The following is a 25,471-nucleotide window of genomic DNA, read 5'->3' as shown; positions in this document are numbered from 1 at the left end:
TGTCGGCCAGTCGATGGGTTAGCGACGCGACCCCGGTTGCGGGTCGACGTGCGCGGGCGCGAGCAGGTCGTCTATCGGCTGGTCGTCGAGCCACGACAGCAGGTGAACGAGCTGGTCGGTCGCGGCCTCGAACAGCTCTTCGCCGGCCTCGGGCGACGCGTCGGTCTGGTCGCCGAAGACGCCGTTTCCGGAGTTCTCGACGGCGTCGTAGAACGTCCGCGCACCGTGCTCGCGGAGGTGGTCGTCGCTCAGGTCCGGGACGCCGCCGTCGCGGGCGGATTCGAGTTCGCCCTCGCGGACGAGGTCGCGGGCGATATGCATAATCATCGAGGTCTCCTTCGGCCCGCCGTGGGGGCCGGGGTGGTCGAACAGGTCGGTCACGAGGTCCGGAATCGACTCGTCCCACATCCACTCGATGGCGTACATGGTGCCGTCGTCGCGGAGGCGGCGGCCGACCTCCCGGAGGTACTGGACGTTGCCGCCGTGGGCGTTGACGAACACGACCCGGTCGACGCCGTGGTACGCGAGGTTGCGCGTCATCGACTCCACGTAGTCGCGGAACTGCGGCGGGTCGACCCACATCGTCCCGTGGAACTGGCGGTGGTGGGGGCTGACGCCGACGTTGACGGTCGGCGTGCAGAGGAAGCCGGTCCGGTCGGCCGCCTCGCGGGCCAACGCCTCCGCGATGAGGTGGTCGGTTGCGAGCGGGAGGTGCGGGCCGTGCTGTTCCGTCGAGCCGAGGGGGACGACCGCGAGCGACGACTCGGCCACGTAGTCGCCGAGTTCGGGCCACGTCTGGTCCGCGATGTACATGGGCGTCACCAGGCGACGACGCCTAAAGAAAGGTGCCAAAGGGGAAATGGACTCCCGGAGCGCGCCGGCTCAGTCCCGCTCTTGGGACCGCAGTTCGATGCGCCGAATCTTCCCCGAGGAGGTCTTCGGCAGTTCCGCGACGAACTCGATTTCGCGCGGGTACTTGTACGGGGCCGTCTGCTCTTTCATGAACGCCTGTAACTCCTCGACGAGGTCGTCGGAGCCCTCGTAGCCGTCGATGAGGACGACGAACGCCTTGACGATACTGCCGCGTTCCTCGTGGGGGCTGGCGACCGCGGCGGCCTCGGCGACCGCCTCGTGGGAGACCAGCGCGTCTTCGACCTCGAAGGGGCCGATGCGGTAGCCCGCCGAGATGATGATGTCGTCGGCGCGGCCCTCGAAGAAGAAGTAGCCGTCCTCGTCGCGGGAGGCGAGGTCGCCGGTGCGGTAGTAGTCGCCCGAGAACGTCTTCTCGTCGAGGTTCGGCTTCTCGTAGTAGCCGTCGAAGATGCCGGGACAGCCGACCGGGACGGCGATTTCGCCGATTTCGTCGACGCCGACCACCTCCTCGTTCTCGTCGATGATGGTCGTGCCGAGGCCGGGCGTCGGCTTGCCCATACTGCCGGGCTTCACGTCGATGCCGGGGTAGTTCGTGAGGAGCGCGACCGTCTCGGTCTGGCCGTAGCCGTCTCGCGGGATGACGCCGAACGCCTCGCGGAACGCCTCTATCGGCTCGCGGTTGAGCGGTTCGCCCGCCGACAGCGCCTCGGTCAGTTGCAGGTCGTACGAGCCGAGGTCGCGCTGGGCGAACATCCGGTACTGGGTCGGGACGGCGCAGAGGCGGGTGACGCCCTCTTCTTCCATGATGTCGAGGAACGTGTCGGGTTCGAAGTCGCCGCGGTAGACGAACTGGGTCGCGCCGGTCGTCAGGCCGACGCCGACGGGGCTCCAGAACCACTTGGCCCAGCCGGTGCCGGTCGTCGCCCAGAGCAGTTCCTCCGAAAGGTCGTCGTCGGCCGTGACGCCCCACCAGTAGGGGGCGTTGACGAGTTCGAAACACCGCATCCAGCGGTGGCGGTGGCGGACCGGCTTGGGCTGGCCGGTCGTCCCCGACGTGTAGTTGATGGACATCGGGTCTTCGGCCCGGAGGTCGGGGCCGTCGTGTTCGGCGGACGCGTCGGCGACGAGGTCGGAAAAGGAGGTCCAGCCGTCGGCGTCGTCGGCGTCACCGCCGAGGACGACGAAGTTCGAAAGCGGCGTCTCGTCGCGCACCTCGTCGACCATGCCGACGAGCGACTCGTGGACGACGGCGGTCGTCGCCTTACAGTCGTTCGCGCGGAACGCGATGTCCTTGGGCTTGAGCATCGAGGAACTGGGGACGAGAAGCGCGCCGCGCTTGAGCGCGCCGAGTTGGACGGCGAACACGTCGGGGTCGCGGGGGAGGAGGTGGATGAGCCGGTCGCCCTTCCCGACGCCCATGGATTCGAGCGCGTTGGCGAAGCGGTTCATGTCGTCGCGGAGGTCGCCGTAGGTCCGCTCCTCGCGGCCGCCGTCGGCGTCGCGGAACTTCAGGGCGACGCGGTCGCCGAAGGCGTCGGCGTGCGATTCGATGACCGCGGGGATGTTGTACCCCTCGGGGATGTCCCACTCGAACGATTCCGACTCGGCCGCGTAGTCGACTGCCATGGCTCGACAGACAGAACAGACCATAATAATTGTTCGTCCGGGTTGTGCGAGGGAGCCGCGCCGTCAGGCCATCGGCGAGCCCTCTTGTGGGCCCTCGTCCGGCGCGCTCACGCTCTCGTCGCCGTCGTCGCCGGACTCCCCGCGGAGCGCCAGCGCGAACGCGCCGAGCCCGACGAGGAGGACGACGAATTCGAGGACGCCCCCGAGCGGGACGAAATCGAGGACGGCCAGCACGAACAGGCCGGCGAACAGCGCGACCCAGCGGTTGTCGTAGTCGGCGAGCGACAGGAGCCACGTCCCGAGGACGAGCGCGCCGTAGATGCCCGCGACCCAGAGGACGAGCAGGAAGCCGACCCCGCCGGCCAGCGAGAGCGGGATGCCCACGATGGTCAAAAGCAGGAGCAGGAGGACGATGGGTACTGCGACGATGGCGAGCAGGCCGACGCCGCCGCTCCGCACGGCCTTCTTCGTTCCGAGACCCGTCACGCGGCGGGCGAAGTCGGGGGCGACGAGGACGATAATCGCGCCGACGACGAAGTTGGCGAGGAGCCAGTAGCCCGAGACCACCCAACCGGGGATGACCGGGCCTTCGAACTGGCCGACCTGGAACGGCGTCCCGGCGACGACGGGCGCGGCGACCGCGAGGTCGTCGACCTGTCGCACGCCGCCGTCGACGACGGCCGCGGCGTCGACGGTCGCGGTCGCGGCGTCGTATTCGAGCGACCCGCCGACCCGAGCGGTCGGGCCGACCGCGAGCTCTTCGGCCCCGACGCGGACGTTTCCGTCGACCGCGCCGTCGAGTCGGACGGTGCCGCCGGCGGCGTCTAACGACCCGTCGATGACGGCGGTGTCGCGGACGAACACCGCGCCGCCAGCGAGGCTCACGTCGCCGTTGACGGTGCCTTCGAGGGTCGCGGAGCCCGCGACTGCGTCGAGGTTCCCGTTGATGACGCCCGTCTCCGTCACGAGGACGGTCCCGGCCGTCGCGGACACGTCGCCGGTTACCGTCCCGGCGACGACGACCGTGCCGCCGACCGCGTCGAGGTCGCCGTCGAAGGTCTCGCCTTCGTCGACGACGACGGCACCGCCGGCTGACGGTCCCTGTTGTGCGGCCGCGACGCCCGCGAGCGACCCCACCACGAGGAGGCTCACGAGGAGCGCGACCAGTTGTTTCGCTGTGAACATCGGAATCACCGAGGCTACGCCTCGGATTAATGATACGACGCCGGAGAGCATAAACCGAGACAGACGGTTTCAGACGCCGGGAAACGGCCTGTTCGCCTGACTGTCAGCAATCGCCGCTCGGGCGCGCGGACGCGCTCCGGCTGTCGGCCCGGTTCCCCACCGAAGCTACCGCTTGGTCCACCTTTTTGCCGACTCGCGAAGATGTTCGAGCATGGAGTACACGACGCTCGGAGACACCGGCATGGAGGTCTCCCGAATCTGTCTCGGCTGTATGAGCTTCGGCACGCCGGAGTGGCGCGAGTGGGTCTTAGACGAGGAGGCGGGGCTCGAACTGGTCGACCGCGCCATCGAACTCGGTATCAACTTCTTCGACACGGCGAACATGTACTCGAACGGCGAGTCCGAGCGCGTCCTCGGGAAGGCGCTTGAGGGCCGCCGCGACGAGGCGGTCGTCGCCTCGAAGGTCTACTTCCAGATGGACGACGAGGACCCGAACTCCGGCGGTCTCTCGCGGAAGGCCATCGAGCAGGAACTCGACAACTCGCTTTCCCGCCTCGGGATGGACAGCCTCGACCTGCTCCAGATTCACCGCTACGATTACGACACGCCCATCGAGACGACGATGCGCGCGCTCGACGACGCGGTTCGGCGCGGCAAGACGCGCTACGTCGGCGCGTCGTCGATGTGGGCCCACCAGTTCGCCGAGGCGCAGTACACCGCCGACTCGCTCGGACTCGACCGCTTCGCCACGATGCAGAACCACTACAACCTGCTGTACCGCGAGGAGGAGCGCGAGATGCTCCCCCTCTGCGAGAAGCAGGGCGTCGGCGTCATGCCGTGGTCGCCGCTCGCCCGCGGCTACCTCACCCGCCCCCACGAGGAGTTCGAGGCGACGACCCGCGGCCGGACCGACGAACACGCCAAGGGCCACCCCTACTTCGAGGGCGGCGGCCGCGAGGTGAACGAGCGCGTCGAGGAACTCGCCGACGAGAAGGGCGTCAAGATGGCGCAACTCGCCCTCTCGTGGGTGCTCCACAAGGACTGGGTCGACGCGCCCATCGTCGGCACCAGCAGTATCGAACACCTCGAAGACGCGGTCGAGGCCCTCGACATCAAGCTCTCGGACTCCGACATCGACTACCTCGAAGAGCCCTACCGGCCGGTCCGCGTCTCCGGGCACGAGTAGGCCCAAGGGAAACAGCCTTCAGCGCCCGCAGCGAGGGACGACCGTGTACGGGACACTCGCTCGAATCGCCCGCGACGAGCCGGAGACGGCGATTCTCGGCGTCGAGTCGGTCCTCGCGACCGGCGTCCTCCTCGGCGTCGCGCTGACGCTCGTCTCGTCGCTCGCGCCGACGCTCCCGCTCGCCCACGTCGGCTTCGCGCTCGCGGCGGCCGCGACGTTCCTTCTCACGGCCGTCTCGCTTCTGGCCGCGTCGCGGCGAATCGCCCTCCTCCTCACCGGCCGCGGCGGCCTGCGAATCGAGACGTTCTGGCGTCTCCTCGAACTGCTGCTCGCGTTCCTCGTCGCCGGTATCGTCGCCTTCGCGGTCCAGCTCGGCGCGTTCGCGGCGACCGTCCCCGACCCGCGGGGCGGCGGCGTCTTCGTCGGCCTGTTTTTGGCGTTCGTCCTCGCGGGCGTCGGCCTCGCCGTCGTCGTCTGCCTCCGCGGGATGTGGCTCGTCGTGAACGCCGAGCTTCAGTCGGCGCTCGACGGCGTCTGACTCGCGTCGATGCCGTCGAGTCGCTTCACCGCCCGGAGCGCGACGACGGCGATGGCCACCTCGGCGAAGCCGACGACGAGGAACGACGGGAGGTAGCCGACCACGTCGGCGACGACGCCCCCGATGAGGAAGCCGGCGAGGAAGCCGAGGCTCCCGAAGACGTTGAAGCCGCCGAGGGCCGCCCCGCGCTCGCCCGAGTCGGCGAGGTCGGTGACGAGCGCCATCGTCGCGGGCGCGACGAGCGCGCCGAAGACGCCGACGACGACCATCAGCCCGGCCGCGAGTTCGAAGGCGGGCGCGACGCCGACGGCGACGATGGACACGCCGTAGAGCACCGACCCCGCGACGACGGGGACGAACCGGCCGACGCGATCGGACAGCGAGCCGAGGGGGTACTGCAGGAGCGCGAAGGGGACGAAAAAGAGCGCGAGCACCCCGCCCGCGACGGCGGCGTTCACGCCGAACGCCTCGCGGAAGTAGTACACCCCGACGAGGGCGAAGAAGCCGGCGGTCATGCGGTCGATGAAGCCGAAGGCGTACGGGACCGCGAACGCCGGCCGGGCGGCCAGTTTCTTGAGGACGACGCCGACGCCGACGCGAGTCGAGTCGGGCGTCCGGTCGGTGACGGTCGTGACGAGCAGGGCGACGGCGGTGAGCGACGCGGCCGACGCGTACAGCGGCGCGAGGGGGTCGATAGTCGTGAGTTGGCCGCCGACGACCGAGCCGAGCGCCGCGCCGAGGCCGATGGCGATGCCCGCCGCGCCCATGTTCCGGCCGTTGCCCCCCGAGAGGTCCGCGAGCATCGTAATCGACAGCGAGAACGCGCCGATGGTCATCGCGCCGCCGACGAGGCGGACGGCGAGCACCGCGCCGAAGGTCGCGTCGAGCCACGGGAGCGTCGCGAGCGCGAGGAGCGCGACGTAGCTGGCCGCGCCGCCGAGCGCGCCCGCGACGATGAGCCACGTCCGCCGGCCGAGCGCGTCCGAGAGCGCGCCCCAGACGCTGGAGAAGGCGACGAACGAGGCGAACTCGGCGACGAGAAACAGCATCCCTGCCGAGAGGTCGTACTCCCCCCGTCCGCCGCCGAGGGCGGTCACGAGGTCGGAGACGCCGGGGTAGAGGAGCACCTGCGAGACGAGGACGCCCCAGACGGCGAGCGCGAGCGTCGCGCGTTCGCGGCGCGTCGAGTCCATACGGGTTCGGTCGGTCCCGACGAAAATAGCCCTGTCCTTGTTCGATTCGGTTGCCGTTACCCGAGGCGGACGGGGTCGAAGTCGAGGAAAGCCGTCTCGTAGCCCTCGTGGCGAGCGACCTGCGGCGGCACGTCAACCGCGAGGTCGACGGTCGCGTCGCCGCCGGCGAGCCCCGGCACCGACGCGCCGTAGTGGAACCCGAGGTCGGCGTCGAGGCCGGGTTCGAGGCGGCCATCGAAGCGGGTCGAGCCGCCGGACGCGACGGTCGCGGTGAGGCCCAGCCGCGGGACGAGAAGGCGGTTATAGGGCGTCAGCGGGAAGACGGCGAGGTACGGGTCGTCGCCGAAGCGGTCGGCGTCGAGGGCGGTGCCGACGAGTCGGAGGCCCCCAGTCGCCGCGGCCCCCAGCGCCGTCCCCGGAAGCGTCGCGGGGCCGAGGCCGAGGGGGAGACCGTCCGTCTCCATCGGCCTGACCGCGCCGGGGTCGCCCTGCTGGTCGTCGAACATCGTGTACGGGAGGTCGTCGCGGTCGCCGGAACTGTACTCGAAGTCGAGCGTCGCGGTCGCGGGCGACTCGAATCGCCCGGCGAGGTCGCCGAACAGGCGCAGGGAGGGCACGCCCACGTCCACCGTCACCTCGTAGGTGCCGTCGCCGTCGAGGCCGAAGTTCGAGCCGTAGTGGAAGCCCATCCGCTGGGAGAGCATCGCGTAGACGACCTCCTCGCTCACGAGGTCGCCGTCGCGGGCGATTTCGATAGAGAGTCCGGTGTCGGGGACGACGACGCCCGTCTCGGGGTCCCAGACGGACGCCATGAGATGCACGTCGTCGCCGGTCTCGACTGATGTCCGCGACGTGCCGAAGCCGTCGCCCTCGTCGGCCATCACCCAGAAGCGGTGGGGATAGCTGTAGAAGACGCCCACCCGGAGGTCGCCGGCGTCGGCGGTGCCGACCGTGCGCATCCCCTCGGTGTGGGTGGGGACGTACACCTCGTCGGGGCGGTCCGAGACGACCGGCGGTTCGCTCGACGTGTAGAGCCGGCCGAGTTCGGCGAGACAGCCCGAGAGCCCGGCGGCCGCGGCGGTCCCGCCCGCCGCGAGGAACCGACGCCGACTCGTCATGCCTCCCGGAGCGCGGTGAGGTCGTCGATGAGCGTCTGTTCGTCCGGCTGGTTGCCGCGGTAGGTCCGCTCGACGTAGCCGTCGCCGTTGACCAGCGAGACGAGACCGAGGTGGGTGAACATGTAGTTGCCCTCGTCGTTCGGCTCGTTCTTCTGGAAGAAGACGCCGAACCGGTCTTCGACGACGGACTTCGCCTCGGCCTCGTCGGCGGGGCGGAGGAAGTGCCAGTTCCCCGTGTCCATGTCGACGTTCATCTGGTCGGCCTCCGCGCGGAAGGCGTCGGCGTCGTCGCGGGCGGGGTCGAACGTGATGGGGTAGAACGACACCTCGTCGGCGTAGCCCTCGCTGACCGAGTGGATCTGGACCTCGCGGAGCGCGCTGATGAGGACCGGACAGACGGTCATGCAGTTGGTGAAAAAGTACGTGTGGAAGTGCGGCCCGTCGATGTCGCGGACCGACACCTCGCTCCCCGCGATGGGGTCCGAAAGCGTCACGTCGGGGACCCGCTGGCCCCACGCCGGGTACGGGAGGTCCTCGCTGGACACGTCGTTCTCGCGGTCTGGCTTCGACAGCGACACGTTCGGGTTGGCGTCGCCGCCACCGAGACAGCCCGCCAGCCCGACGGCCGCGCCCGCCCCGGCGGCGCGGAGATACGTACGTCGTTTCATTACCCTCGCTAGCGCCCCGGTACTGAAATGCCGTTTGGTGTGCGTTTCGAACGCCAGCGCGCGTGTTCTCGTTCCGCACGACCGAGGGTGAAAGCTTCGACGCACACACCAGAACGGACTTCCCCGGGAAGTCCTTAGCCGAGGTATGTTCGACGGGTCTCCGTCCCGCCGGGAGTTCCTGAAGGCCGCGGTCGCCGCGGGCGGCGCGGCGGCGCTGTCCGCCTGCCTCGACAGGGCACCGGACGACCCCGTCCCGGCGGGGACCGACGCGTTCGAGACGCTTCCGAGCCGACAGCACGCGTGGAACGAGTTCTGCCGTGAGGACGACCACGGCAACGCCGAGATGCCCAGACATCAGGTGCTCCTCTACCTCGACCTCGACGGCGAGGGGCCGCCCGACGAGTCCGACCGCGAGACCGTCGAGCGCGCCTTCCGCGTCCTCGACCGCGCCTACGAGCGGAGCCACGAGGGCGTCATCTGGTCGGCCGCCTACACCCCGCGGTACTTCGACCGCTTCGACGACCCGCTTCCCGACAGCGTCGACCTGCCCGAACCGCGGGCGCTGTCGCCGTTCGAGACGCCCGACTTCGACCGGCAGGACGCGCTCGTCCACCTCGCGTCGGACCGCGCCGACGCGGTTCTCGAAGCCGAACAAGCCCTCCTCGGCGAGACCGACGAGGCAAACGGCGTCGCCGTCGCCGCCGACCTCTCGGGCGTCTTCTCGGTCGCCTCCCGGCGGACGGGCTTCGTCGGGGCCGGACTCCCCGCGGAGCACCAGTCCGACCTGAACGGCATCCCGGACGGGAACCCCGTTCCCGAGGAATCGCCGCTGTTCATGGGGTTCAAAGCGGGCTTCGCCGGGAATCAGGCCACCGAAGCGTACGTCACCATCGACGAGGGGCCGTTCGCGGGCGCGACCACGAAACACGTGGCGAACATCCGCCAGCGCCTCTCGGACTGGTACGACGAGGAGGACCGCTACCACCGGGTCATGAAGCTGTTTTCGCCCGCGCACGCCGAGCAGGACCTCGTCGAGGGCGTCGGCGACAACCTCGGCGACGACAGCGGTATCGACGCGATGCTCGACAGCCTCCGCGACGACGCCTTCGAGTTCGGGCACGTCGGCCACGCCCAGAAGGCCGCCCGCGCCAACCGCGACGAGGAGGGCAACGTCAGACTCCTCCGCAGACACTTCGAGTCGGACGACGACGGCGTGGCGAGCCTGCACTTCCCGTCGCTCCAGCGCGGTATCTCGGCGTTCGAGGAGGTCCGCGAGGCGATGAACGGCACCGACCTGACCGACGTGCCGACCGTCCGCCAGCGCGTCAACAACGGGATTTTAGAGTACATCTTCGTCAAGCGCCGCGGCAACTTCCTCGTGCCGCCGCGGCGGCTTCGAGCGTTGCCGACGCCGACCGGCGAGGTGCCGGGGCTGGAAGACTGAGTCGAGCGCCTTCGGTTACGTGTTCAGCCAGCCGCGCCCTCAGACGTGTCCCAAGAACGACAGCGCCAGCCAAATCTGCCAGAGACCGGCGAGCACCATCGCGACCGCGGCGACCTTCTGAATCCATCCGACGTAGCCCGAAAACAGACGGGCGAGCCCGTCGCCGAGCGCGGCCGCGACGGTGACGACCGCAAGCGGGAGCGCCGCGGCCGCGGCGTAGGCCCCCAGCGAGAGAACGGCCTGCCCGGTCGGGAGCGCGAGCGACTGGGTGACGACGCCGAGGAAAATCGGGACGACGCAGCCGGCCGCCGCGAGGCCGTACACCCCGCCGAAGACGGCGAAGCCGGTCACGGACGACCGGTACTCCGGGAGGACGACGTGGAGGCTCGGCGCGCGACCCGTGAACATGAGGACGCCGAAGCAGACGAGCGCCGCGCCGACGAGCGGTTCGAGGAGCGCGAGATGCGAGGCGATGCGGCCGCCGACGACCGCGAGCGCGCTCCCGATAGCGCCGAGGACGACCAGCGCGGCGAGCGAGGCGACCGCCCCGCGGACGACCGCGCCGCCGAGGTCCGACTCCTCGCTGGAGAGGTAGTAGCCGACGTAGCCCGGGAGAAGCGGGTAGGCGCAGGGCGCGAAGAAGGTGGCGACGCCCGCGCTGACGGCGAACGCGAGCGTGCCGGCGAATCCGGGGTCGAGTCCCAGCGCGGGACCGAGACCGAACCCGGGCATCAGGCGACGTCCTCGACGGCCGCCCGGAGGTTCTCCTCGCTGGCGAGGCCGCGGTGCGTCCACGCTATCGACCCGTCGGCGTCGAAGACGACGAGATACGGGAGGCCGTTGGCGCGGACCGCGCGCATCAGGTCGCTGTCGGGGTCGTGGCCGACCGTCCAGTTCCCGTCGTGTTCGGCCCACCAGTCGCGGATATCGTCCATCGTGAGGCCGCCGCCGAGGCGCTCGTTCGTCACCGAGACGAACGCCACGTCGTCGCCGAACTCATCGTGGAGCGCCCGAAGCGACTCCATCTGGGCGACGCAGGGCGCACACCACGTCGCGAAGAGGTCGAGGACGGTCGGCGTCCCCTCGGCGGGGATTCGAACCTCGCCGGCCGACGACCCCCGTGCGTCGACGGTGTCGACGACGAGCGGGAGGTCGCCGGCCTCGGACGACGCCGTCGCTGAGGCGGTCTCGGTGCTCTCGTCGGCGGCTCCGGCTGTCGCCTCGGTCGTCTCCGGGGATGCCGTCCCGTCGCCGAGACAGCCCGCGAAGCCGGCGACGCCCGCGCCCGCGAGAAGAGAGAGGAGGGCGCGTCGTCTCACCGGGCGTCACCTCGTCGGAGTCGGGACCGCGGTCGCGTCGTGTGCATACTCGTGGCTAGTGAACCCCGCCGTAAAGCGTCGCTGGTGTCGCGCACGAATCCCGCGCGGGAGGTGGTGCGGGCGTCGAATCGTGCGATTCGCGTCCGGTTACCGGGCGTTCTCGACGGCGCTCTGGAGGTCGGACCACCGCGGGGCGACCTGCTCGCCGTCGACGAGGACGGTCGGCGTGCTCTGGAAGCCGCGCTCGTCGACGGCATCGGTTCGTTCGGCCTCGATGAGCGGGCGGTAACGCTCGCGAGCGGCGGCCGCGGCGACAGAACAGCCGTCGAGGTCGGCGTCGTTCGCGAGCGACTGGAGCGTCGACAGCGAGCCCTCGGCGTCGCCGCCGCCGAACTCCGACTGGTTCTCGTAGAGCGTGTGGGCGAAGTCGAAGAACGTCTCGTCGTCGGCCTCGTCCTGAGCGGCGCGGGCCGCCGAAGCGCCCTTCCACGACCACCAGTCGTCGACCGGAATCGGGAAGTCGTGGTGGCGGTAGCGGACGACGCCCTCGGAGACGTACTCGGACCGGAGTTGCGGAGCGACGTCGACCGCGAAGGTCGCGCAGTGGGGACAGGCGAAGTCCTCCCAGACGTCGACGACGACGCTCGCGTCCTCGGACCCGATGACGGGCGTGGGGAGGGAGCTGACCGCGTCGCGTTCGGGGACCTCGCAACCGATGGCGGCGACGGCGTCGTCGCCGGAACCGCCGCTTCCGCCGCCGAGGCACCCGGCGGTGCCCAGCGTCAGCGCACCCGCCGTGGCGGCGAGATACGCGCGTCGTGTGTTGCGCATGGTCGGCCTCGGGGGCGAACGAACTTAGATTCTCCGAGGCGAATCGCGGGGTTTCGGAGGTGCTTGCCGCTTCCCGTGGTTCGATTCGGGAATCGACGCGGCGCGGCGGCCGCCGGTCCCGATCCGGTTTCCGTCGTCCCACAAACGACACTGATTAACCCCCCTGCGGCGTCCCCTCACACGTGCCAACCGTCCACTTCCGCGGCCGGGAAATCGAGTGCGACCGCGGGGACGTCCTCCGCGACGTGCTCCGCGCGGCCGGTGAGTCGCCGCACAACGGTCACTCGTCGTGGTTCAACTGCCGCGGCGGCGGCTCCTGCGGTACCTGCGCCGTCGAGGTTCGCGGCCCCGTGACCTACCGGACGAAAAAGGAGCGCCGCCGGCTCCGGTTCCCCCCGCACGACCCCGACTCGGGGCTTCGACTCGCGTGCCAGACGGTCGTCCTCGGCGACCTCTGGGTGGAGAAGTACCCCGGCTTCTGGGGCCAACACGTCGGAGACGACGAGAGTGACGACGCCGAAGCGGAAGACGAACGAGACGCGCGAGGGACGACCAACTGAGCCGGCGGCCCGGTCAGTCGCCGGCGACGTGGTCGTACCACGAAAGCAGGTCGTCGCGGTCGCGGGTGTCCGCCGGGAGCTCCGAGACGCGGAACCACCGCGCGGCCGATATCTCCTCGTCGGGGTCGTTCACGCTGAGTTCGGCGGTCTCGTCGGCGCGGGCGCGGTAGACGGGCATCACGCCCCACGTCTGGTGGCCGTCGCAGCGGATGTCGATTCGCGTGGCCATCGCGAGGCCGCCGTAGTCGGCGCTGATGCCGGCCTCCTCGGCGAGTTCGCGCCGGGCGGCCTCGGTGAAGCCCTCGTCGCCGTCGACGCCGCCGCCGGGGAGGACCCAGAGGTCGACGCCCTCGTGGCGGACGAGCAGTATCTCGTCGTCGCGGCGGCGGACGACGGTGTGGACGCCGTAGGGCGTCCCCGTGGACTTCACGCGGGAGGCGAGCGTCCGAAAGCGGGGGCGGGAGACGCGGCGGGTGTGGACCGGTTCGAGGTAGTCGGCGTCGGCGTGGCTCCGGCGCAGGCGGTGGTAGGCCTGCTCCGCGCGCTGTCGCGCCTCGTCGGCGAGGAACCACAGGTCGTCGACCGTCATCGGCGCGCGGCCGGCGGTCGATGTGCGAGCGGGCGACTCGGCATACCCCACGGTTCGGCGCGGCTCCACAAATCGGCTTCGACACGCGCCGTCCGCGGGGGAAGCGGCGACTTCGCTGCCAATCATCGCCCTTTTATCCGGTGGCGCGGAACCTGTGCGTATGAGCTTCGAGAAAGACGACAAGGTCGTTCTGCACGACAAGCACAGCGAGTTCGACGGCGAGACCGGCACGGTCACGCAGGTCATCGAGAGCATGTTCGGCGAGCCGACCTACACCATCAGCTTCGACGAGGGTCAGGAGGTCGGCATCGCGCAGGACCAGCTCGAAGCCGCCGACGGCGACGACGACGAAGCCGACGAAGAGTAAGCGACCGACACCGACCGACGCCTCTCAGACCCACTATGCCACGCGTTCCGTTCCACTACATCGACCTCCGGACGTTCTGCTACGAGACGGAAGACGAAAAACGGGTCGAGGAGGCGCTTCGGACGTTCCTCCCCGACGAGTTCGACGTCGACCGCGTCGAGAGCACCGGCCACCACGGCGACCGCATCATCGTCTTCTCCGCGCGCGTCGAGCGCGCGAACGACGTGCGGCACGTCCTCGCCAAGATTCGCGACCTCCCCGACTTCGAGACGCTCCTCGACGAACTCGACCAGCGCGTCACGGACAACACGGAGTTCTTCCTGCGGTTGGACAAACAGGCCGCGTTCAAGGGCGAGGCCCGTCGCGGCGGGGGGATCACGCTCCGCGCGAAAGTCGAGGCCTACCCGGCGAAGAAGGAAGCCGCGGTGGAGAACGCCCGCGAAGCCCTCCTCGGCGACGAGTAGGACCGCGAGTCTGGCGAGCGCGGTCGCGCTATTTTACTGGTCTTTCCACTTGATGGAACAGCCCTGCGAGGGGGACTCCTCGACGGGGATGTCGTCGCCGGCGAGGAGCGCCTCGACGGCCGTGCGCATCTCGTAGTCGGAGACCTCGTCGTCGGGGCTCATCGCGTCGTCGATGCGGGAGTGGAACGCGAGTTCGAAGCCGTCGCCGGCGTTCTCGAAGAGGAACGGGTCGGGCGTGCAGACGGCTCCGTACTCGGCGGCGACCGCCTGCGACTCGTCGCGGAGGTAGGCGGTGTACTGGATGGTGCCGTCCTCGACGAGTTCCCGCATCTTCTCGAAGGAGTCTTCGGGGCGGTCCGCGGCGTCGTTGGGGTTGATGCCGACGACCGCGAGGTCGTCGTAGGCGCTCGCGAGGTGGTTCAGCTCCTCGAACTTCGCCTTCGCGTACGGACAGTGGTTGCAGGTGAAGACGACGAGGAGGGCGTCGTAGTCGGCGAACGACGAGAGGGAGTACGTCTCGCCGTCGGTGCCGGGGAGTTCGAAGTCGGGCGCGGCGTCGCCGCGTTCGAGCTCGGAGTCGGATTCGAGCAGTACCATGGCGGCGCGTTGGCCCGCGAGCACCAAAAGCGGTTGGCCCGCGGCAGTTCCGCGTCGTCCTCGACGGCTCCGCGACGACCGCTCAGTCGATGGAGACGAGGGCGATTGCGAGGACGGCGAAGGCGATGCCGGCGACCTTGCGAACCGTCAGCGGCTCGCCGAGCGCGACGATGCCGACGACCGACGAAATCGCGAGGAACATCCCGAAGATGGGGGCGACGATGGAGACGGGGCCGAGCGCGAGCGCCCGGTAGTACGAGAGGATGCCGACCGCGAGACAGGCACCGGCGGCGAGGACGTAGGGGAGTTTCGAACTCACGACCGAGTCCGTGACGCTCTGCCCGGAGACGGCGATGACCCCGATGGTTCCCACGACGAGCACGGTGTTGGCGACCAGCGCGGCCACGTCGCTCGGAATCTTCCCCTGTCCCGTCGTCGCCACTTTCATCAGCGGCGCGACAAGGGAGTAGGCCCCGAGCGCGACGACCGCCCACGAGATGTAATTCACGGATAGAACGCGGTACCGAGTCGTGTATAGGGTTACGGTTCGTGGCTCCGTGAAACGCTCAGACTTGACGAGTCTGGCATGTTGAATAAGCGCCATCGCCTCACCACGTCCCCAACGGACAGTCAGCGGTCAGTGATTTCGACGAGTCATTCGGACGCAGGTAGCGCGAACGGACCGCGATAACACGGTGACGGCGCGCCATGATTCAGTTTAGAATCGAGTACAAACGTCAACTCTCGATAGACGAATAGAGCTAGATAGAGCCAACGACCAAATTTTTATCAAGTATTATCGCGTATTGGTGGGTATGTCCCAGGAAGTACAACCCTCGGTAATCGCGCACACGTGGGACGACCCGACTCGCTGTCCGTTCTGTCTCGACGAACTGGAGAGCGAAGGAGAGGGGTTCATGGACCACCTCGAAGAGAGCCCCATCTGTCAACAGGGGTTCGGCATGTGGCGCGATGCGGTCGCCGACGACGTTCGCGGCGAATGGTCCGGATAGGCGGCCAAAAACGGTTGTTTTTCGCGGTGCGGTCGGTTCACTCGGGAGCGACGCCGAGTTGCGACAGCATCGACATGATGTCGGTGCTGTTCCACTCTTCGACGCACAGGCCGCCCTCGTAGCGCGCCTGCACGATACCCCACGTATCGAGTTTCCGGTGGGTCGCCGGGATGTCGCCGCGGGCGCTCCGGAGCGTCCCGTCGTGGGTGCCGGTCAGTCGATACCGGCCGTAGACGCTGTCATCCCGCGCCGTCACGTCGAACAGTTCGACGTGGAAGTCGGAGAAGGCGTCGTGGTACCGCCGCGCCCACTCCTCGACCGCGTCGGTCCCGATGATTCCCTCCGGGTCGGAAAACGCGTGGACCTCGACCAGCGGGTCGTACTCCTCTCCAATGACCTCGTACTCGCGTTTGTTCCACAGTTCGTCCGCCACGCGCATGAACGAGTCTCGGTGCTGTTGTTCTCTCTCGGATGTTGCTGCCATTTCCACCACCGTTCGGAGAGACGGCCGACAGCGGCTTAGTTATGGGTTCTTGGCATCACGAACGTCGCCGGAGAAGGGAATCGGGATTCAGTCTCTCGCGACCGCGAAGTGTCAACGGAACTATCACCGTGGGGACGGAATCGTGGGGTATGTCCGCTGCTGTCTCGCCGATTGCGGTGTTCGTTCCGGCGCTCGTCTTCGGCGGCGCGGGGTTCGCGTTTCTGGGGCCGTTCGGTGCCGGGTTCGGCGCGGCCGTCGGCATCGCGCTCGGGGTGCTCGTGGGTCGAGAAGACGAGTACTGAACGCGAGGAGCGGCGAGTAACCGAGCACGAACGCGCCGCCGTCAGTCGCTCGGGGCCGTCTGCGGCCGCCGCGCCGACCCGTCGACTCGCCCGAGGAGCCACCGCGTCAGCCCGACCGAGAGCAGGCCGAGGACGGCGACGACGCCGAAGGTGACGCGGACGCCCGCGAGTTCGATGAGCGCCCCGAACGCCGGGGGCGCGACGGCCCCGCCGAGCGAGATGCCGACGGTGACGACGGCGAAGTTCTTCCCGAGGTCGGCGCGCTCGGAGAGGCGGTCGGCGAGCGTCGAGCGCGCGGGGCGAGAGACGCTGATGGTTCCGCTCAGCGGGAGAATCAACACGACGAGCGCGAGCGGGAGCGACCCGCTCGCAAGGAGCGTCGCCAGCCCCGCGAGCGCGGCGTAGCCGCCGAGGGCGACGGTGCCGGGGCCGACCCGGTCGGTGAGCGCGCCGCCGACGAGAATCGTCCCCGCGCCGACGACGAGCATCGCCGAGACGAGGAGGTTCGCCGTCCCCGGCGCGAGGCCGTAGCCGGCGGTGAGCAGCTGCGGCGCGTACGTCCGGATGCACCACGCGGCCGCCGAGGTGAGAAACGAGAGGACCGTGAGGCCCAGCAGCCCCGACGACGAGAGGAGTTCCGACGCGCCCCGCCGAATCCCCGCGAGCGTGGGGCGCGACGACGGGCGGTCCTCCGCCGCCGGCTTCCGGATTCGCTCGGGGAAGCCGCGGGCGACCGGGAGCGCGACGAGCGCGAACGCCGCGCCGAAGACGGCGATTCCCGCGACGGTCCAGCGCCAGCCGAGGCCGAGCGCGCCGACGCCGGCGGCGATGGCGTACGAGACGGCGAAGCCCAGCGACCCGCCGAGGGCGTGCAGCGAGTACGCCCGCCCGCGGTTCGTCTCCGAGGAGGCGGTCGCCAAAAGCGGGTAGTGGGCGGGGTGGTGGCCCGCGATGCCGACGCCGAGAAGCGCCTGCGAGGCGAGGAGCCACGAATACGAGGGCGCGAGCGCGGTGGCGACGATGCCCGCCGCGCCGGCGACGAGCGAGATTGCGAGGACGAGCGTCCGACTCCGCGCGTCCGAGAGGTAGCCGAAGGGGAGTTGCAGGAGCGTCACGACGCCGCCTTGGACGCCGATGGCGAGGCCGACGGCGGCGATACTCACGCCGAAGTCGTCGGCGACGAGGCCGATAACGGGCGCGAGCGCGACCAGATACGCGTGGTTGACGACGTGCGAGCCGGCGACGAGGCCGACCACGCGGCGCTCCTGTGTCTCCGTCACACCGGTCAATGGGGGGTGATTCGTGAAAAGCCCGCGGTCCGCGGCGACGTTGGTCCGAGACGCCGGTCAGCCGCCACCGCGCCGCTCGCCGCCGAGCCGCGCGCCGAGCCAGAGGTCGGCGAACGTGTCGAAGAAGTCCGCGCCGGTGTCGACGAGTTCGCGCTCGATGCCGAGCGCCTGACACCGCTCGTCGACCGCCGCGAGATGCGATTGGAGTCGGTCGGTGTACTGTCGGGCCGCCGACCCGCCGAAGTAGGTCCGGCGGGTCGCCTCGGACTCGGGGTCCTCGAAGATGGCGTCGCCCGTCGCCTCGGGGCCGAGTTCCTCGGAGGTGAGCACCTGCGCGACGAGCACGTCGTTCCGCGCGAGCGCTGCGAGGCCGGCGGCCACGTCGTCGGGGTCGAAAAGCAGGTCGCTCACGACGACCACGAGCGACCGCGAGTGGATGCTCTCGGCGTAGGTCGAGAGCGCCGCCGTGATGTCGCCGTCGCCGCCGGGCGTCGTCTCGTTGAGGTGCTCGACGAGCCGGAGCACCTCGCCGCGGCTCGACGCGTCGGTGTCGATGCGGTCGGGCAAATCGCCGAGGAGCGAAAACCGGAAGTCGTTGTTCTCCTCGGCCGTCAGGTGGCAGAAGCCGAGACCGAGCTTCGCGCCGTACTCGAACTTGTTCGCGTCGGCCTCGCCGAAGTCCATCGACGCCGAGGCGTCGAGGAGGACGTGGACCGTCAGGTTCCGCTCGGCCTCGAACCGCTTTATGAACAGCTCCTCGGTCCGGGCGTACACCTTCCAGTCGATGAGCCGCGGGTCGTCGCCGGCGGCGTACCGGCGGTGGTCGCTGAACGTGAGCCCCTCGCCCACGTCCGGCGACTCCTGTTCGCCCTGCCGTCGGGCGTTCGAGACGCGCTTCAGCGAGGTGTCGAAGCGGTCGAGTTCGTCGAGGAAGCCGGGGTCTATCATCCGTCGGTCACTCGTTCAACAGCCGTTGAATCACGTCGTCGGGCGACAGCCCCTCGCGCTCCGCCCGGAAGTCGAGGATGACGCGGTGTCTGATGACCGGCGGGGCCATCTCGACGACGTCCTCCCACGAGACGTGGGTGCGCCCGTGGACGAACGCCCGCGCCTTCGCGGCGAGGACGAGCGCCATGCTCGCGCGGGGGCTCGCGCCGAACTCGACCTGCTCGTCCTCGCGGGTCCGGCGGACCAGTTCGATGGTCCGGTCGCGGATGTCGTCGGAGATGGGAACCTGCCGGACCAACCGCTGGGCCGCGAGCAGGTGCGTCCGCGGCAGGACGCGCTCGACCTCGGGCGACGCCGCGCCCTCGGCGTACTGCTTGACGATGGTCCGCTCCTCGTCGAACTCGGGGTAGCCGACGAGAATCTTCATCAGGAAGCGGTCGGTCTGCGCCTCCGGGAGCGGGTAGGTTCCGCCCTGGTCGATGGGGTTCTGCGTGGCGAGGACGAAAAACGGGTCCGGAAGCTCGTAGGTCTCGCCCGCGGCGGTCACCTGCTTTTCCTGCATGGCTTCGAGGAGCGCGGCCTGCGTCTTCGGCGTCGCCCGGTTTATCTCGTCGGCGAGGACGACGTTGGCGAAGATGGGGCCGCGCTCGAACACGAAGTCCCGGCCCTCCGGCGTCTCGCGGATGATTTCGGTGCCGGTGATGTCCGAGGGCATCAGGTCGGGCGTGTTCTGCACGCGCGAGAACCCCAGGTCCGTCGCGTCCGAGAGGGCGCGCACGAGCGTCGTCTTCCCCAGTCCGGGGTTCGATTCGAGGAGCGCGTTGCCGTCGCAGAGGACGCAGACGAGGAGTCGCTCGACCACGTCGTGCTGGCCGATGATGCGCTTTCCGACTTCGTCTCTGACCGCGCCGACGCTCGCTTGGAGCTCCTCGATGCTGAGGTCGTCGTCTGTCGGGACCGCGGCCTCGCCGTCAACTGCGGTCTGCTGTCCGTCGTCTCCGGGCCGGTCTGGGTTGTCACTCATCTTCGTTCTCTCGTATCTCTAAGCTGTAGTCGCGAATCAGGTCGGCCTCTTCGAGCGTGTCGTCGGCGAGGTAGCCGGCGCGCTGGCTCTCGACGGCGCCGTCGCCGCCGTAGCCGGTCGAGTCGTAGGCCGCGGCCGACGAGTCCGGCCCGTCTCCGTCGCCGCTGCCGCCGGTGCCGGCGACGGTGGCGTTCAACTGCTCCGAGCCGGCGGCCACGTCCTCGGGGTCGCCGAGGATGGAGCTCCCGTTCTGGAGCCGCGTCTCCTCGTCGGAGAACCGGTCGGGGCCGCCGCCCGCGGACGCGGCGTCGCCCGCGAGCCCATCGAACTGGATGTCCGAGATGGCGACCTGAATGCTCCCCGCCGAGAGGAGCAAGGCGACCACGAGCGCGCCGACGATGCGGCGGGTCGGCAGCAGTTCCACCGACGACGACTCCCGAAGGCGGGACAGCACGTCGTCGTAGAGCGCGACCGACATGCGCGAGTCGCGGTTCGGGTTCCCGTCGTCGGCGACGAGGTCGCGGGCGGTCCGCAGCGCCTCGGCGACCGAGGGGTTCACCGCCTCGAACTGCTCGACTGGCGGCTCCCGCATCAGAATGAGGTACTCCGCGACGCCGACGAGGAGGCCCACCGCGAGGGCGAGCGGGACGGCGGCGTGGACCGAGACGCCCGGGTCGACCCGCGGGAGGAAGCCGAGCGACACCGACGACTCGACGGGGAGTTCGACGACCCGGAACGCGACGTTCGCCAACAGCGTCGCCACCGCCGCGTCGACGGCGCTGGAGACGACGGCGGCCTTCGCGGCCTCGCGGCGAACCTCGCGGACGGCGTCGGCCATCGCCTCGCGGCGAGCGGGTCCCGCGTCGTCGGGCGAACCCGCCTCGTTGGCGGCGGCGTCGGCGTCATCGACATCGGCGTCGACGTCGGCGTCGTCGGGGGTCGTTTCAGACATCGCTACACACCGCCGGTTCGTTGCCCGCTTGGTAGCCGGAACAGGCCTGCTGGAGTTCCGCTTCGAGTTCGCTGACCCGGTCTTCGAGGCGGGAGACGTCGGACCGAAGCGACCCGATGCGGTCCTCCAGTCGGTCGTTCGTCGCTTCGAGCTCCTCGTTGTCCGTTTCGAGGTCGTCTATCTGGTTTTCGAGGCGGTTGCGCTGTTCTTCGAGGTCGTCGAGCGTCGCCGTGAGGTCGCTGATTCGGCTCCGGGCGTCTTCGAGGCTGTTTTCCGTCTCCTGAAGCTCGCCCCGCGTCGACGACAGTTCGCCCTGCGTCGACGACAGCTGCGACTCCGTGTCTTCGAGGCTGTCGGAGACCTGCGAGACGTCGCCGCGGGTGCGTTCGAGGCTGTCGTTCAGCTCCCGTAGCTCCGTCCGCGTCGCCGACAGGTTCTGTCGGGTTTGCGAAAGGTCCTCTTCGAGCGCCGCGTTTCGCTCGCGCAACTGCTCGTTTTGCTCGTCGAGCGAGTCGACCGAGTACTGGTAGAACATCGTCGCGCCGACGGTTCCGGCGGTGAGGAGGACGACGATGACGACGAGACCGACGTTGAGGGACCGACCAAGGGCGCTCATATCAGACCACCTTCACTTTGCGTTCGACCCCGATACACTTGAAGACGCCGGACGAGCACCTCCGCGAGGTAGAGGAGGAACGCGGCGGCGACGAACGCGGCCGCCCAGTCGTCGCGCACGGGTTGGACGCCGGCGGCGTTGTCGCGGGCGGACGCGGCGATTTCGGCCGCGTCGTTGGGGCCGTACATCGTCCCGCCGCTGTCGGAGACGGCGGCTTCGAGCGCGGCCGACCGGCCGAACCCGGCGTACTCGACGGGGTAGTTCACCGCGAAGGCGGTGTCGAGCACGTCTCGGTAGCCCGTCTCGGTGGGGACGACGGTCGCCTCGTAGACGCCGGTATCGACCGCCGAGAAGGACAGTTCCTCGACGCCCCGCGGGCGCTCGCCGCCGCGGTAGACGACGGTCGTCGGCTCGCCGACCCGGGTGTCCGACGCCTCGGCGACGCCGGACGCCTTCCGCTCGGGGTCGCCGATGACGTAGTTCGTGGTCTTCGTGAGCAGGAGCGAGTCGGGGCGCTGGAGCAGGCCGTCGAGCGTGCCGTCGCCCGCGTAGGCGGTGACGGTGGCGACGCGGCCGAGGCCGTAGCGCCACGAGGCGACCGCGGGCGTGCCGTCGTCGGCCGCGACGAGGAAGTTCGCGCCGCTCCTGACCGACACGTCGTTGACGCTGCCGGGGTTGGCGGTCAGTTCCACCCCGGCGGTGACGAAGTCGTTCTGGTCGACGACCGTGAGGCCGTCGCCCGCGTACTGGCGGTTCGACCCGCCGAAGAGGATGCGGAGCCGGTCGGTCTCGTCGGCCCTGAGGTAGTTCCCGCCGGACGCCCGCGCGATGGCCCGGAGCGTCCGTTCGTTCGGGCTCGGCCCGGTTCCGATGGTGATGACGCTGACTCCGTCGCGGCCGAGTTGGTCCGCGAGCGTCGCGGCGTCTTGGAACCGGTCGTGACCGTCGCTGATGAGGATAATCGTCCCGCGCCTGTCGCCGAGCTGCTGGGCCGCGCCGTCGAGACCGACCGCGATGTCGGTCGCGCCGCCGGACTGGAGGCGGCGGATGAGGTCGGCGGTCGACTCGCGGTTCGGCCCGAGCGGGCGGAGCGGCGCGACGTCGTAGGCGCGGTAGTTGAAGCCGACGATGCCGACCCGGTTCTCGTCGCCGAGCTGGTCGAGCGCGTCGAGCGCGACCGACTTCTGGACGCGCATGCCGCTTTCCGCGCTGCCGGAGACGTCGATGGCGAAGACGAGGTTCGTCTGTTGGGACGCGCCCTCGCCGGTCGTGACCGGGAGCATCGACGCGAGGCTCGACCCGTCGTAGCCGCCGTTTTCGAACGAGTTGCGCCCGCCGACGGTCAACAGGCCCCCGCCGTCGATGACGAACCGCTGGAGCGACTCGGTGTTGCCCACGTCCTCGGCGCGCACGTCCTGTAGGACGACGGCGTGGTACGACGAGAGGTCCGCGGGGACGGCCTCGGCGGTCTCCACGTCGTACAGCTGCGAGAGGTAGCCGCGGAACGGATAGTCGCCGCGGGAGACGTACAGCACCCGCGGCGGCTCGACCACGCGGACCGTCTTGCGGAACACGTCGTTCGTCTCGAAGCGGTCGTCGCTGTCGATGCGGGCGGTGACGCGGTGGGTGCCGGTGGTCTCGAACGTCCGCGAGAACTCGATGCCGTCGGTGGTGTTGACCGTCTCGCGGGCGACCTCCTCGCCGTCGACGTCCACGACGAGTTCGACGGTCGCGGTCTCGACGTCGTCGGGGACGACGCCGTCGACCTGCGCGAGGAAGGCGTTCTCGACGCCGACGCTGGTCTTCGACGGGCCGCTGACGGTGACGTACTGCTCGGCCTCGGTCGGTTCGGCCGCGACCGCGCTCACCGTCGCGTTGAGGTCGCGGGCGAGGGTCGTCGCGGAGGCGAGGCTCCGCCCCGAGGTGACCCGCCCGTCGGAGACGAGGACGACCGTCCCGTCCGGTCTGAGGTTGGCCGCGACGGCGTCCCCGATGGGCGACTCGTCGCCGCGGGCGACCGTCGAGGTCGTGACGGGGACGCCCTCGTCCTCGATGTCCGCCGCGAGCTGCGACGCCACGTCCTCGGTGACCGCCGCGCTGTCGGAGTCGTCGACGAGGAGCGTCACCTGCGGGTCGCCGTCGGTCTGCCGCGTCGTGACGGTGTACGGCCCCGCGGCCGCGACGACCAAGCACAGGACGACGAGGAGCCGGGACGCGAACAGGAGCCGCCGGGAGCGCCCGCCGGCGGTCCCGTCGGCCCCGCGGAAGATGAGCGCCCACGCGAGGAGCGCGGCCACCGGGAGCGCGACGAGGAACAGCGGGCGCTGGAGGCCGAGCGTCCGCCCGGCGGCCTCGACGGTCCACGCGAGGGGCGTCGTCGCGGCGGCGGGAGCCGTGGCGGCGACGGCGTCGAGCGCGGCCAGCGCGGCCGACGCCGACCCGAGCGCCGCCATCAGAGGTCACCCCGCCGGCGCAGGTACGCCAACTCGACCATCGTCGCCGCGAGCGCGACCAGTGCGGCCCACTCGGTGAGCGGGTCCGGAACCTCGCGCTCTTCGACCCGCGTCGGGTAGTCTCCGGGGGCCGACTCGCCGTCCAGCGGCGCGGCGGCCACGTCGGACTCGGCCTCGCTGAGGAGCGACGCCGCGAACCGCTCGTCGCCGACGCGGTAGAAGCCGGCGTCGTCGAGGCGGACCTCCGGGCCGGTCGCCTCGCCGGCGGGCGTCCCGACGGTCTGGTTCGCGCCCGCCGCGAGCGACCCGCCCGTCTCGCGGTTCAGTTCGGAAAGCGTCGAGCGCCCGGCGAGGTAGAACACCGAGCGCTTCCAGAACACGGGGTACTGGTAGTTGTACTTGAACGCCGAACTGTCCTCCATGAAGCCGTAGTAGAGGACGCGACCGGCCCCGCGGCGCTCGACGGCGACGAGCGAGGTTCCGCCGGTCGTGTTCACGAGCGACTGGCCCGCCCGGAGGTCGCCCGCGACGTACTCGGTCGGCGGCGGGAAGGTGATGTCGCGGGTTATCGGGTGGCTCTCGACGGTCCCGACCGTCGGGTTCGTCTCGATGGGCCCCTGCGAGACGAGGCGCAGGTCGCCGTAGTTCGGCGACTCCTCTTGGGCCTGAATCGCCACGCCGCCGCCGTCGGCGACGATCTCCCGGCCGGCCTCGACGTTGCCCGCGAGCAGGCGACCGGGGTTGACGTTGCTGTAGATGACCACGTCGTAGTCCGTCGAGACGGCCGTCGGCGGGTTGTCCACGGTCAGAGACACCTCGGGGATGACCGACAGCGCGGCCGTCAGGTAGCGGTTCTCGTCGTTCGTGAGGACGAGCACGTCCACCGACGCGTCCTCGGGGGCCGCGACGAACAGCGCGTCGTCGGTCGGGAAGGCGTCGCCCGGCGAGAGCGCGACCCGGCCGCCGCCCGCGGGGACCGGGAGCGTCGCGGTCGCCACGTCGTCGGGGTCCAGCCGGACCTCGCGGGTGGTCCCGGCGAGCGAGAGCGTCCGCGTGACGGCCGACTCGCCGTAGTTCTTCACCGTCACGGTGACGTTCGGGCCGGAGAAGCGCCGGTCGACGATGCCGACGTTGCCCTGCCCGCCGCCCGCGAACTGTTGCAGTTCGACCACGAGCCCGCGGGCGCGGGCCTCGCGGACCGCGTCGCTCCACGGCGAGTCGTCGGCGAAGTCGCTCAGGACGACGACGCGGGCGTCCTCGCCGGCGACGGAGGCGGCGGCGGTGATCGCCGAGCGGAGGTCGCCGGGGGCCGCGCTCGCCTGCAGGCCGTCGAGGGCGGCTCGGGCGTCGGTCGCGCTCCCCCGGCGGAGCACCACGTCCGCGTTCGCCCCCGCCGCGACGACCGAGGTCGTGCCGGAGACCTCGTCTCGCGCCGCGGCGAGGGCGCTGTCGAATCGCGTCCCGCCGCCGTCGCGGACGCCCATGCTCGCGCTCGTGTCCACGACGAGGACGGTCTCTTGGACCGTCTCCGACTCGGGGACCAACACGTAGGGCGTCGCCAGCGACCCGACGAGCGCGACGAGCGCGAGCAGTTGGATGAGGAGAAGCAGGCTCCGAAGCAGGCGGTCGAAGATGGGGTTCGAGGCGCTTCGCCCCGCCGCGTCCGCGAGGAACCGGAAGGTCGGGAGGGTGCGCCGGACCGGCTCCGGCCGCAACAGATAGAGGATGACGAGCGGGACCGCACCGAGGAGGGCGACCAACCCGAGGGGAAACAAGAAGAACTCGTCGAGGGCCATGCCCGACCCGTGGCGCGCCTCCGGTATGGCTGTTTC

General features: G+C 70.0%; 28 protein-coding genes. 8 read left to right on the top strand and 20 right to left on the bottom strand.

From position 1 onward, the window contains the following. Nucleotides 1-18 precede the first annotated feature (18 nt). The 3 genes from NDI65_RS02530 to NDI65_RS02520 all read right to left on the bottom strand — a co-directional run bounded on the left by NDI65_RS02530 (nt 19) and on the right by NDI65_RS02520 (nt 3,684). Nucleotides 19-813, bottom strand: a complete 795-nt coding sequence (locus NDI65_RS02530; protein ID WP_089778278.1) for a creatininase family protein — start codon at nt 811-813, stop codon at nt 19-21. A 69-nt stretch (nt 814-882) separates the two neighbouring features. After that, nucleotides 883-2,499 (bottom strand): AMP-binding protein, encoded by a 1,617-nt coding sequence (locus NDI65_RS02525; protein ID WP_089778276.1) that lies wholly within the window; start codon nt 2,497-2,499, stop codon nt 883-885. 63 nt (nt 2,500-2,562) lie between these two features. After that, complete coding sequence (locus NDI65_RS02520; protein WP_007273536.1) at nt 2,563-3,684, bottom strand: polymer-forming cytoskeletal protein; 1,122 nt, start codon at nt 3,682-3,684, stop codon at nt 2,563-2,565. A 211-nt stretch (nt 3,685-3,895) separates the two neighbouring features. Between NDI65_RS02520 and NDI65_RS02515 the strand changes: the two genes are divergently transcribed. Next, the gene (locus tag NDI65_RS02515; RefSeq protein WP_089778274.1) at nt 3,896-4,870 is read left to right on the top strand and encodes an aldo/keto reductase; all 975 of its coding nucleotides are present in this window, start codon (nt 3,896-3,898) and stop codon (nt 4,868-4,870) included. Nucleotides 4,871-4,913: 43 nt separating this feature from the next. Beyond that, a complete protein-coding gene (locus NDI65_RS02510) occupies nt 4,914-5,408 on the top strand; it encodes a hypothetical protein (RefSeq protein WP_089778272.1) in 495 nt (164 codons plus the stop codon). Here the strand turns inward: NDI65_RS02510 and NDI65_RS02505 are convergent. Genes NDI65_RS02505 through NDI65_RS02495 form a run of 3 tightly spaced genes read right to left on the bottom strand, consistent with a single transcriptional unit; the run spans nt 5,384 to nt 8,387 of the window. After that, complete coding sequence (locus tag NDI65_RS02505) at nt 5,384-6,601, bottom strand: MFS transporter (protein WP_310893385.1); 1,218 nt, start codon at nt 6,599-6,601, stop codon at nt 5,384-5,386. The genes NDI65_RS02510 and NDI65_RS02505 overlap by 25 nt on opposite strands. A gap of 56 nt (nt 6,602-6,657) precedes the next feature. Beyond that, nucleotides 6,658-7,719 (bottom strand): iron transporter, encoded by a 1,062-nt coding sequence (locus tag NDI65_RS02500; protein ID WP_310893384.1) that lies wholly within the window; start codon nt 7,717-7,719, stop codon nt 6,658-6,660. After that, complete coding sequence (locus tag NDI65_RS02495) at nt 7,716-8,387, bottom strand: SCO family protein (protein ID WP_089778267.1); 672 nt, start codon at nt 8,385-8,387, stop codon at nt 7,716-7,718. Before NDI65_RS02495 ends, NDI65_RS02500 begins: the two co-directional genes overlap by 4 nt. Before the next feature lie 145 nt (nt 8,388-8,532). Here NDI65_RS02495 and NDI65_RS02490 point away from each other — a divergent pair, with 145 nt between their 5' ends. Continuing rightward, complete coding sequence (locus NDI65_RS02490) at nt 8,533-9,831, top strand: twin-arginine translocation signal domain-containing protein (RefSeq protein WP_089778265.1); 1,299 nt, start codon at nt 8,533-8,535, stop codon at nt 9,829-9,831. 39 nt (nt 9,832-9,870) lie between these two features. Here NDI65_RS02490 and NDI65_RS02485 read toward each other — a convergent pair whose 3' ends face one another. The 3 genes from NDI65_RS02485 to NDI65_RS02475 all read right to left on the bottom strand — a co-directional run bounded on the left by NDI65_RS02485 (nt 9,871) and on the right by NDI65_RS02475 (nt 11,981). Continuing rightward, nucleotides 9,871-10,563 carry a cytochrome c biogenesis protein CcdA gene (locus tag NDI65_RS02485; RefSeq protein WP_089778263.1) on the bottom strand — a complete coding sequence of 231 codons (693 nt, stop codon included), beginning with the start codon at nt 10,561-10,563 and terminating at the stop codon, nt 9,871-9,873. Then, nucleotides 10,563-11,150 carry a TlpA disulfide reductase family protein gene (locus NDI65_RS02480; protein WP_089778261.1) on the bottom strand — a complete coding sequence of 196 codons (588 nt, stop codon included), beginning with the start codon at nt 11,148-11,150 and terminating at the stop codon, nt 10,563-10,565. The genes NDI65_RS02485 and NDI65_RS02480 overlap by 1 nt, the downstream gene beginning before the upstream one ends. 147 nt (nt 11,151-11,297) lie before the next feature. Continuing rightward, nucleotides 11,298-11,981 carry a DsbA family protein gene (locus tag NDI65_RS02475; protein ID WP_089778259.1) on the bottom strand — a complete coding sequence of 228 codons (684 nt, stop codon included), beginning with the start codon at nt 11,979-11,981 and terminating at the stop codon, nt 11,298-11,300. 182 nt (nt 11,982-12,163) lie between these two features. Between NDI65_RS02475 and NDI65_RS02470 the strand changes: the two genes are divergently transcribed. Continuing rightward, complete coding sequence (locus tag NDI65_RS02470; RefSeq protein WP_089778258.1) at nt 12,164-12,541, top strand: 2Fe-2S iron-sulfur cluster-binding protein; 378 nt, start codon at nt 12,164-12,166, stop codon at nt 12,539-12,541. Between the two features lie 13 nt (nt 12,542-12,554). Here NDI65_RS02470 and NDI65_RS02465 read toward each other — a convergent pair whose 3' ends face one another. Next, on the bottom strand, nt 12,555-13,130 hold the full coding sequence (locus NDI65_RS02465) for an NUDIX domain-containing protein (RefSeq protein WP_089779889.1): 576 nt from the start codon (nt 13,128-13,130) through the stop codon (nt 12,555-12,557). Nucleotides 13,131-13,290: 160 nt separating this feature from the next. Here NDI65_RS02465 and NDI65_RS02460 point away from each other — a divergent pair, with 160 nt between their 5' ends. After that, nucleotides 13,291-13,497, top strand: a complete 207-nt coding sequence (locus NDI65_RS02460; protein ID WP_089778256.1) for a DUF1918 domain-containing protein — start codon at nt 13,291-13,293, stop codon at nt 13,495-13,497. A 35-nt stretch (nt 13,498-13,532) separates the two neighbouring features. Beyond that, nucleotides 13,533-13,961 carry an RNA-binding protein gene (locus NDI65_RS02455; RefSeq protein WP_310893383.1) on the top strand — a complete coding sequence of 143 codons (429 nt, stop codon included), beginning with the start codon at nt 13,533-13,535 and terminating at the stop codon, nt 13,959-13,961. A gap of 33 nt (nt 13,962-13,994) precedes the next feature. Here NDI65_RS02455 and NDI65_RS02450 read toward each other — a convergent pair whose 3' ends face one another. Both NDI65_RS02450 and NDI65_RS02445 read right to left on the bottom strand, forming a co-directional pair. Next, nucleotides 13,995-14,558 (bottom strand): thioredoxin family protein, encoded by a 564-nt coding sequence (locus tag NDI65_RS02450; RefSeq protein ID WP_310893382.1) that lies wholly within the window; start codon nt 14,556-14,558, stop codon nt 13,995-13,997. 82 nt (nt 14,559-14,640) lie between these two features. Continuing rightward, a complete protein-coding gene (locus NDI65_RS02445; protein WP_310893381.1) occupies nt 14,641-15,066 on the bottom strand; it encodes an EamA family transporter in 426 nt (141 codons plus the stop codon). Nucleotides 15,067-15,373: 307 nt separating this feature from the next. On the opposite strand from NDI65_RS02445, the gene NDI65_RS02440 reads away from it, so the two are divergent. Further along, nucleotides 15,374-15,571: a hypothetical protein gene (locus NDI65_RS02440; protein ID WP_004063678.1), complete on the top strand. Its 198-nt coding sequence runs from the start codon at nt 15,374-15,376 to the stop codon at nt 15,569-15,571. Nucleotides 15,572-15,608: 37 nt separating this feature from the next. On the opposite strand, the gene NDI65_RS02435 is transcribed toward NDI65_RS02440, so the two are convergent. Then, on the bottom strand, nt 15,609-16,055 hold the full coding sequence (locus NDI65_RS02435) for an ester cyclase (RefSeq protein WP_089778252.1): 447 nt from the start codon (nt 16,053-16,055) through the stop codon (nt 15,609-15,611). Nucleotides 16,056-16,204: 149 nt separating this feature from the next. Here NDI65_RS02435 and NDI65_RS02430 point away from each other — a divergent pair, with 149 nt between their 5' ends. Next, nucleotides 16,205-16,357, top strand: a complete 153-nt coding sequence (locus NDI65_RS02430; protein WP_167344119.1) for a hypothetical protein — start codon at nt 16,205-16,207, stop codon at nt 16,355-16,357. A 41-nt stretch (nt 16,358-16,398) separates the two neighbouring features. Here the strand turns inward: NDI65_RS02430 and NDI65_RS02425 are convergent, their stop codons facing one another. From NDI65_RS02425 to NDI65_RS02395, 7 genes are all read right to left on the bottom strand, one after another. Continuing rightward, nucleotides 16,399-17,637, bottom strand: coding sequence for an MFS transporter (locus tag NDI65_RS02425; RefSeq protein ID WP_089778251.1), 1,239 nt, complete (start codon nt 17,635-17,637; stop codon nt 16,399-16,401). Nucleotides 17,638-17,703: 66 nt separating this feature from the next. Next, nucleotides 17,704-18,594, bottom strand: a complete 891-nt coding sequence (locus NDI65_RS02420; protein WP_089778249.1) for a DUF58 domain-containing protein — start codon at nt 18,592-18,594, stop codon at nt 17,704-17,706. A gap of 7 nt (nt 18,595-18,601) precedes the next feature. Then, a complete protein-coding gene (locus NDI65_RS02415; protein ID WP_089778247.1) occupies nt 18,602-19,618 on the bottom strand; it encodes a MoxR family ATPase in 1,017 nt (338 codons plus the stop codon). Then, nucleotides 19,611-20,570 carry a hypothetical protein gene (locus NDI65_RS02410; RefSeq protein WP_310893377.1) on the bottom strand — a complete coding sequence of 320 codons (960 nt, stop codon included), beginning with the start codon at nt 20,568-20,570 and terminating at the stop codon, nt 19,611-19,613. The genes NDI65_RS02415 and NDI65_RS02410 overlap by 8 nt, the downstream gene beginning before the upstream one ends. Then, complete coding sequence (locus tag NDI65_RS02405) at nt 20,563-21,186, bottom strand: uroporphyrinogen-III C-methyltransferase (RefSeq protein ID WP_089778243.1); 624 nt, start codon at nt 21,184-21,186, stop codon at nt 20,563-20,565. Before NDI65_RS02405 ends, NDI65_RS02410 begins: the two co-directional genes overlap by 8 nt. Then, on the bottom strand, nt 21,183-23,639 hold the full coding sequence (locus tag NDI65_RS02400) for a VWA domain-containing protein (RefSeq protein WP_310893374.1): 2,457 nt from the start codon (nt 23,637-23,639) through the stop codon (nt 21,183-21,185). The genes NDI65_RS02405 and NDI65_RS02400 overlap by 4 nt, the downstream gene beginning before the upstream one ends. After that, the gene (locus NDI65_RS02395) at nt 23,639-25,435 is read right to left on the bottom strand and encodes a BatA and WFA domain-containing protein (protein WP_310893372.1); all 1,797 of its coding nucleotides are present in this window, start codon (nt 25,433-25,435) and stop codon (nt 23,639-23,641) included. Before NDI65_RS02395 ends, NDI65_RS02400 begins: the two co-directional genes overlap by 1 nt. Between the last annotated feature and the right edge of the window lie 36 nt (nt 25,436-25,471).

Origin of the sequence: Haloferax sp. S2CR25, from assembly GCF_031624535.1 — an archaeon.
GTDB lineage: Archaea > Halobacteriota > Halobacteria > Halobacteriales > Haloferacaceae > Haloferax > Haloferax massiliensis.
Note: the sequence above shows the minus strand (reverse complement) of the source record. Positions and strands in the feature narration are given on the sequence as shown.

Bases quoted from the DNA above. Each gene is read 5' to 3' on its own strand.
- NDI65_RS02530 (WP_089778278.1), bottom strand. From the start codon at position 813: ATGTACATCGCGGACCAGACGTGGCCCGAACTCGGCGACTACGTGGCC.
- NDI65_RS02525 (WP_089778276.1), bottom strand. From the start codon at position 2,499: ATGGCAGTCGACTACGCGGCCGAGTCGGAATCGTTCGAGTGGGACATC.
- NDI65_RS02520 (WP_007273536.1), bottom strand. From the start codon at position 3,684: ATGTTCACAGCGAAACAACTGGTCGCGCTCCTCGTGAGCCTCCTCGTG.
- NDI65_RS02515 (WP_089778274.1), top strand. From the start codon at position 3,896: ATGGAGTACACGACGCTCGGAGACACCGGCATGGAGGTCTCCCGAATC.
- NDI65_RS02505 (WP_310893385.1), bottom strand. From the start codon at position 6,601: ATGGACTCGACGCGCCGCGAACGCGCGACGCTCGCGCTCGCCGTCTGG.
- NDI65_RS02500 (WP_310893384.1), bottom strand. From the start codon at position 7,719: ATGACGAGTCGGCGTCGGTTCCTCGCGGCGGGCGGGACCGCCGCGGCC.
- NDI65_RS02495 (WP_089778267.1), bottom strand. From the start codon at position 8,387: ATGAAACGACGTACGTATCTCCGCGCCGCCGGGGCGGGCGCGGCCGTC.
- NDI65_RS02490 (WP_089778265.1), top strand. From the start codon at position 8,533: ATGTTCGACGGGTCTCCGTCCCGCCGGGAGTTCCTGAAGGCCGCGGTC.
- NDI65_RS02485 (WP_089778263.1), bottom strand. From the start codon at position 10,563: ATGCCCGGGTTCGGTCTCGGTCCCGCGCTGGGACTCGACCCCGGATTC.
- NDI65_RS02475 (WP_089778259.1), bottom strand. From the start codon at position 11,981: ATGCGCAACACACGACGCGCGTATCTCGCCGCCACGGCGGGTGCGCTG.
- NDI65_RS02465 (WP_089779889.1), bottom strand. From the start codon at position 13,130: ATGACGGTCGACGACCTGTGGTTCCTCGCCGACGAGGCGCGACAGCGC.
- NDI65_RS02460 (WP_089778256.1), top strand. From the start codon at position 13,291: ATGAGCTTCGAGAAAGACGACAAGGTCGTTCTGCACGACAAGCACAGC.
- NDI65_RS02455 (WP_310893383.1), top strand. From the start codon at position 13,533: ATGCCACGCGTTCCGTTCCACTACATCGACCTCCGGACGTTCTGCTAC.
- NDI65_RS02450 (WP_310893382.1), bottom strand. From the start codon at position 14,558: ATGGTACTGCTCGAATCCGACTCCGAGCTCGAACGCGGCGACGCCGCG.
- NDI65_RS02440 (WP_004063678.1), top strand. From the start codon at position 15,374: ATGTCCCAGGAAGTACAACCCTCGGTAATCGCGCACACGTGGGACGAC.
- NDI65_RS02435 (WP_089778252.1), bottom strand. From the start codon at position 16,055: ATGGCAGCAACATCCGAGAGAGAACAACAGCACCGAGACTCGTTCATG.
- NDI65_RS02430 (WP_167344119.1), top strand. From the start codon at position 16,205: ATGTCCGCTGCTGTCTCGCCGATTGCGGTGTTCGTTCCGGCGCTCGTC.
- NDI65_RS02420 (WP_089778249.1), bottom strand. From the start codon at position 18,594: ATGATAGACCCCGGCTTCCTCGACGAACTCGACCGCTTCGACACCTCG.
- NDI65_RS02415 (WP_089778247.1), bottom strand. From the start codon at position 19,618: ATGAGTGACAACCCAGACCGGCCCGGAGACGACGGACAGCAGACCGCA.
- NDI65_RS02410 (WP_310893377.1), bottom strand. From the start codon at position 20,570: ATGTCTGAAACGACCCCCGACGACGCCGACGTCGACGCCGATGTCGAT.
- NDI65_RS02405 (WP_089778243.1), bottom strand. From the start codon at position 21,186: ATGAGCGCCCTTGGTCGGTCCCTCAACGTCGGTCTCGTCGTCATCGTC.
- NDI65_RS02400 (WP_310893374.1), bottom strand. From the start codon at position 23,639: ATGGCGGCGCTCGGGTCGGCGTCGGCCGCGCTGGCCGCGCTCGACGCC.
- NDI65_RS02395 (WP_310893372.1), bottom strand. From the start codon at position 25,435: ATGGCCCTCGACGAGTTCTTCTTGTTTCCCCTCGGGTTGGTCGCCCTC.